Origin of the sequence: Rathayibacter rubneri (genome assembly GCF_023743255.1) — a bacterium.
Classification (GTDB): Bacteria; Actinomycetota; Actinomycetes; order Actinomycetales; family Microbacteriaceae; genus Rathayibacter; species Rathayibacter rubneri.
Genome location: NZ_JAMRYM010000151.1, coordinates 1 through 5,426, shown reverse-complemented (window position 1 = coordinate 5,426; position 5,426 = coordinate 1). Strand labels below are relative to the sequence as shown.

Genomic DNA, 5,426 nt, shown 5'->3' with positions numbered 1-5,426 from the left:
GCGGCGGACCGGTGGTGGGGAGGGGTGACGCCGACGGCGTCGGCGCGGCGGAGGTCGGAGTCGGCGACGCGACCGGAGGAGCGGGCGCGGTCGCCGACGGCGCGGGTGCCGTCGGTGACGCGGCAGGAGGAGACGGCGTGGCTGTCGGAGGCGCGGGCGTCGTCGTCGGCTCGGACGCGGAGGGATCGGGCGCCGGTGCGGAGGGCGTGGGCGCCGGCGCGGAGGGCGTGGGAGCGGCAGGTGCAGCGGCCTGCGAGACCGTGACGGTGACGGAGGCGCTGCTCCCGATGTTGCCGGCGGCGTCCCGAGCCTTCGCCACGAAGACGTGCGAGCCCTCCGGGAACGAGCGGGTGTCGACCGGGAGGGTCCAGCCGTCCGCTCCGGCGACGCCGTAGCCGAGGCGCTTGGCTCCCTCCCAGAACGAGAGCTGGGTGACCGCGACGTCGTCCTTCGCACTGGCTTGGAAGACCGTGGTGCCGGAGAGGACGGATCCCCTCGTCGGCGCGAGGAACGACACGATCGGCTTGACGGTGTCGCCCGCCGCCGACGCCGCCGACGCGGGGGCCAGCGCGGCACTGCCGGGCGCGGTGAAGGCCGCCGCGACGAGCGCGAGGACCAGGACCGTCCCGAGGCGACCTCGTCGTCCCTCCTGGTGGGTCACCGTGCACTCCCTTCACCCGTTGCCGGGTCGCCGCCGTGCGGGTCGTCCCGTCTCGTCGCGAGTCCGACGACGCTCTCGTTGCCGCTCTGAGCCCGCGGCGGGGACATCCGGGGCCGGATCCCGGGGGCGATCCCGCGCATCTGCATCCTGATCCCGTGCGGGCGCATCCGTGTCAGCCGCCGATGCCGGCGGGCCGCTCCGCCTCGTAGATCGCCCGGACCTGGTCCGGCGTGAGTGCGCGATCCCAGACCCGGACCTTGGCGAAGGTCCCCTTCGCGTAGTTGCCCGGGCCGGACGTCAACTCGACGGCACCGACGGTGAAGTCGGCCGCCTTGGGGTTCAGCCCGTCCGGGTAGTAGTAAGGGTTCTTCGCGTAGGTGTTCCTCTGGTTGTCGACGAACCGCGGGTACGCGACCGCGGTGCCGTCGAGGTACGACGTGGCGTAGGTGCCGTCGTAGGTCCCGACGTGCAGCTGCCAGACGTTGCGCGTGAAGAGGTTCCCCGAGGCTGAGTAGTCGCGCGAGTAGGGGTAGCCGGGAGTCGGTCCGCCGGTCCTCGAGACGTGGAACACGGTGCGCTCGTCGCCGCCGTAGAGGCCGAGGTCGTAGAAGAGCCCGTAGGAGCGGCCCTGGACCGTGCCGTGCTCGTTCCACGCACCCGCCACGTAGCCCGTGCTGGTGTCGGTCATGTAGACCCAGCTCGCGACCGTGACCGCGTTCCCGGTCCTGCCGATCGTCAGGCGGCCCGCGTTCTCGGCGGGCACCCGCAGGAAGCTGGTGCCCGTCATGTCCACTCCCGTGCCCCAGGGCGTCGACGCGCGGGTCGCGAGGGTCTTGCCCGCCTGCAGGAGCGGGAGATCGCCGGCCGTCGAGTAGTACGGACCGCTGGGCTCCGTGAAGTCCCAGGCGGCCAGGGGCGCGGGGACCCCCGTCGCGGGAGGAGCGGGCGTCGTCGTCGGCTTCGGCGTCGCGGTCGCGGTCGGAGTGGCAGTGGGGCTCGCGGTCGCGGTCGGAGTGGCCGTCGGACTCGCGGTCGGAGTCGGACTCGCGGTCGGCGCGGGGGTGCGCGTGGGAGTCGGAGTCGCGGTCGGGACGGGGGTCGAGGAGACCGTGATCCGCACCGCGGCGCTGCTGCCGATGTTCCCCGCGGCGTCGCGGGCCTTCGTGATGACGGTGTGCGGACCGGCGGCGAGGGCCGTCGCCGAGGTGGTGAGCCCCCAGTCGCCGCTCGGCCGCTGCACGGCGTTGCCGAGCCGGGTCGAGCCCTCCCAGAAGGAGACGGCCGTCACGCCGACGGCGTCGGAGGCCGAGGCGATCCAGGTCACGGGGCCGGAGACGGTGGAGCCGTTCGCGGGGGCGGTGATGACGGTCGACGGCTTCACGGTGTCCGGACCGGAGGGCGCCGTCGGCCGCGGCGTCGCCGAGGCGGTCGCGGTCGGCGCGGGACCGGGAGTGCTGGTCGGCTGCGGGGCCACCGTGCCGATCGGAGTGGGCGACGGTGTCGGGGTCGAGGTGCTCGCCGCCGTCACGCGGACCGCTGCGCTCGTGCCGATGTTCCCCGCGGCGTCCCGGGCCTTGGCCGTGATCGGCCGGATCCCCGTGCCCAGCACCCGAGTGTCGAGGGGGAGCGACCACCCGGCGCCGTCCTTCACTGCGTATCCGAGCCGGGTGGTGCCGGACCAGAACGACACCTGCGTCACGCCGACGGCGTCGGCGGCGGCGGCTCGGAATGCGGTGGTGCCCGAGACGGTCGCGCCGTCGCCGGGGGCGGTGATGGAGACGGTGGGCCGGACGGTGTCCGTCGCGGCGACCGCGGCGCTCCCCGCTCCGGAGACCGCCATCGGCAGCACCACCAGTGCTGCCAGTGCGGCCAGCAGGCCACCGCGCTTGATCGAAGCCATTCCGTCGTCCCCCTGAACCTGCCCGGGCGGCCTCCCGGACCTCGTCACGATAGGCGCGCGATGCGAATCCCCGCGAACCTCCACCGATGACACAGCGAGCGCTTTCCCAGGATCTGCCCAGCACATGTCGGGGAAGGGATCATCCGGGCGGAGGTGCGAGGATGCCCGGGTAGACATCGTCGAAGGAGAGGACCGGTCGTCATGACGGACACCAGCGCGCGAGGTCCTCGCGTCCTCGGACTCGGCCCGGGGTGCGCCCCGCGTCTCGCCGCCACCTCGTGGGCGGCCCCGGGCGCCGTCCTCGTCGGCGACGTCGAAGTGGGAGAGCGCGCGAGCGTCTGGTACGGCGCGGTCCTCCGAGCCGAGAGCGCCGCCATCAGGCTCGGCGCGGGCAGCAACCTCCAGGACGGCGTGGTCGTCCACGTCGACGCCGGCTCGGACGCGACCATCGGAGCCGGGGTCTCGGTCGGGCACAACGCCGTCCTGCACGGCTGCACGCTCGAGGACGACGTCCTGGTGGGGATGAACGCGACAGTCCTGAACGGAGCGGTCATCGGCACCGGATCCCTCGTCGCCGCCGGGGCGGTCGTCCTCGAGGGCTCGGTGATCCCGCCCGGCTCGCTGGTCGCCGGGGTGCCGGCGAAGGTGCGCCGCGAGCTGACCGACCCGGAGCGTGCGGACATCCGTCGGAACGCGGAGTCGTACCTCGCCCTCGCCGAGCTGCACCGCGGCGCGGAGGACGTCTCGTAGAGCACCCGCGCAGTCGCGACGATCCGTCGCACGGAGGGCCGGAACGTCGAAGAGCCCCTGCGTTCGGCAGGGGCTCTTCGACGTGATGGAGGGGCTGACGAGAATCGAACTCGCATCATCTGTTTGGAAGACAGAGGCTTTACCACTAAGCTACAGCCCCGGATTCGCGACTCATCCGCCGCTGACCAGGTTGTCCGAGCCGATCTCTCGACCGGGCACCATGACACTGTAGTACATCCGCAGCGGGGTGTCGGCACCGAGGGTCGCGGCGCGCGGGCCGGAGGGTGTTCCGGTCGGTCGACTCGCCGTGGAGTACACTTGCGAAGGCCATTTCGGCGTGTCGCGAGAGCGGACGTGCGGGGACGGCTCGACGAGAGTCTCACAGCACGGTGCCCCGGCCCGCGCATCCGGGGCGTAGCTCAGCTTGGCTAGAGCGCCCGCTTTGGGAGCGGGAGGTCGCAGGTTCGAATCCTGTCGCCCCGACCACGATTCTCATCGTGAAGACCTCGACCCGTGACGACCGGTTGCACGGCGCCGACACCAACCAGCACAGGAGATCCCCTCACGTGAAGACCACGGTAGAAAAGCTGAGCCCGACCCGCGTGAAGCTCGCGATTTCGGTCACCCCCGACGAGCTCGGCCCCAGCATCACGCACGCCTACGGCCACATCGCCGAGCAGATCAACGTCCCCGGCTTCCGCAAGGGCAAGGTCCCGCCGGCGATCGTCGACCAGCGCGTCGGCAAGGCCGCCGTGCTCGAGCACGCGGTCAACGAAGGCCTCGACGGCTTCTACCGCGAGGCCGTCCGCGAGACCGAGGTGCGCCCGCTGGGCCGCCCGCAGGCCGACATCGTCGCCTGGCCGAGCGACAAGGACTTCACCGGCGACCTCGAGCTCGCGATCGAGGTCGACGTCCGTCCCGAGGTCGACGTGCCCGACTACGAGGGCATCGAGCTCACGGTCGACGCGGCCGAGGTCACCGACGCCGACGTCGACGCCGAGCTCGACCGCCTGCGCAGCCGCTTCGGCACGCTCGTCACCGTCGACCGTCCCGCGAAGACGGGCGACTTCGCCCAGATCGACCTGATCGCGACCATCGACGGCGTCGAGGTCGACACCGCCAACGCGATCTCCTACGAGCTGGGTTCCGGCGAGCTGATCGAGGGCATCGATGAGGCGCTCGACTCGCTGACCGCCGGTGAGAGCACCACCTTCACCGCTCCTCTGCTCGGCGGCGACCACGCCGGCGAGCAGGCCGAGATCGCCGTCACCCTGACCGCCGTGAAGGAGCGCGAGCTCCCCGACGCCGACGACGACTTCGCGCAGATCGCCAGCGAGTTCGACACGATCGCCGAGCTGCGCGCGTCGCTCCAGGAGCAGGCCGCTCAGCAGAAGACCTTCGGCCAGGGCGGCCAGGCGCGCGAGAAGCTCGTCGACGCCCTCCTCGCCCTCGTCGAGGTGCCGGTCCCCGCGTCGCTCGTCGAGGACGAGGTGCACCGCCACCTCGAGGGCGAGAACCGCCTCGAGGACGACGAGCACCGCGCCGAGGTCACCGAGGCGAGCGAGAAGACCTTCAAGACCCAGATCCTGCTCGACCACGTCGTCGAGCAGGAGAAGGTCCAGGTCAGCCAGGACGAGCTCACCCAGTACCTCATCCAGGGTGCTGCGCAGTACGGCATGGAGCCGAACGAGTTCATCAAGATCCTGTCCGAGAACAACCAGATCGGCCAGATGGTCGGCGAGGTCGCCCGCAACAAGGCGCTCGCGATCGTCCTGGGCAAGGCGAAGGTCGTCGACACCGACGGCAAGGCCGTCGACCTGACCGCCTTCACCGCCGTCCCCGGCGACGAGGACGAGAAGGACGAGGCCTCCGTGGACGCGCCCGCCGACGAGGCCCCCTCCGCGGACGAGGCCCCGGTCGTCGACGAGGCCCCCGCCGCCGAGGACGCGCCCGTGGTCGACGAGCCCGCCGAGGAGCCTGTGCCGGCCCCCAAGAAGAAGCGCGCCCCCGCCAAGAAGAAGGTCGCCGCTCCCGCCGAGGAGACCCCGGCCGCCGAGTAGCACCCGCTGCAGCAGCACAGGAGCCGCCCCCGATCCGTCGGGGGCGGCTCCTGTC

Annotated in this window: 3 protein-coding genes, 2 tRNA genes and 1 pseudogene; 3 read left to right on the top strand and 3 right to left on the bottom strand. The window is 72.1% G+C overall.

Features of this window, described 5'->3' with window-relative positions:
- Together NB037_RS18490 and NB037_RS18485 are read right to left on the bottom strand one after the other, a co-directional pair.
- Window positions 1-661, bottom strand: a pseudogene (locus tag NB037_RS18490) (hypothetical protein); the annotation flags it as partial.
- Between the two features lie 172 nt (window positions 662-833).
- Complete coding sequence (locus NB037_RS18485) at window positions 834-2,561, bottom strand: Ig-like domain-containing protein (protein WP_251948391.1); 1,728 nt, start codon at window positions 2,559-2,561, stop codon at window positions 834-836.
- A gap of 201 nt (window positions 2,562-2,762) precedes the next feature.
- Between NB037_RS18485 and NB037_RS18480 the strand changes: the two genes are divergently transcribed.
- Complete coding sequence (locus tag NB037_RS18480; RefSeq protein WP_251948390.1) at window positions 2,763-3,311, top strand: gamma carbonic anhydrase family protein; 549 nt, start codon at window positions 2,763-2,765, stop codon at window positions 3,309-3,311.
- 86 nt (window positions 3,312-3,397) lie between these two features.
- On the opposite strand, the gene NB037_RS18475 is transcribed toward NB037_RS18480, so the two are convergent.
- Window positions 3,398-3,471: transfer RNA gene (locus NB037_RS18475), tRNA-Gly, on the bottom strand.
- 248 nt (window positions 3,472-3,719) lie between these two features.
- Here NB037_RS18475 and NB037_RS18470 point away from each other — a divergent pair.
- Window positions 3,720-3,797, top strand: a tRNA-Pro gene (locus tag NB037_RS18470).
- Window positions 3,798-3,877: 80 nt separating this feature from the next.
- Window positions 3,878-5,371, top strand: coding sequence for a trigger factor (gene tig, locus NB037_RS18465; RefSeq protein ID WP_251948392.1), 1,494 nt, complete (start codon window positions 3,878-3,880; stop codon window positions 5,369-5,371).
- Window positions 5,372-5,426 lie beyond the last annotated feature (55 nt).

Excerpts from the sequence above, each read along its gene's own strand:
- NB037_RS18485 (WP_251948391.1), bottom strand. The coding sequence starts at position 2,561 with ATGGCTTCGATCAAGCGCGGTGGCCTGCTGGCCGCACTGGCAGCACTG.
- NB037_RS18480 (WP_251948390.1), top strand. The coding sequence starts at position 2,763 with ATGACGGACACCAGCGCGCGAGGTCCTCGCGTCCTCGGACTCGGCCCG.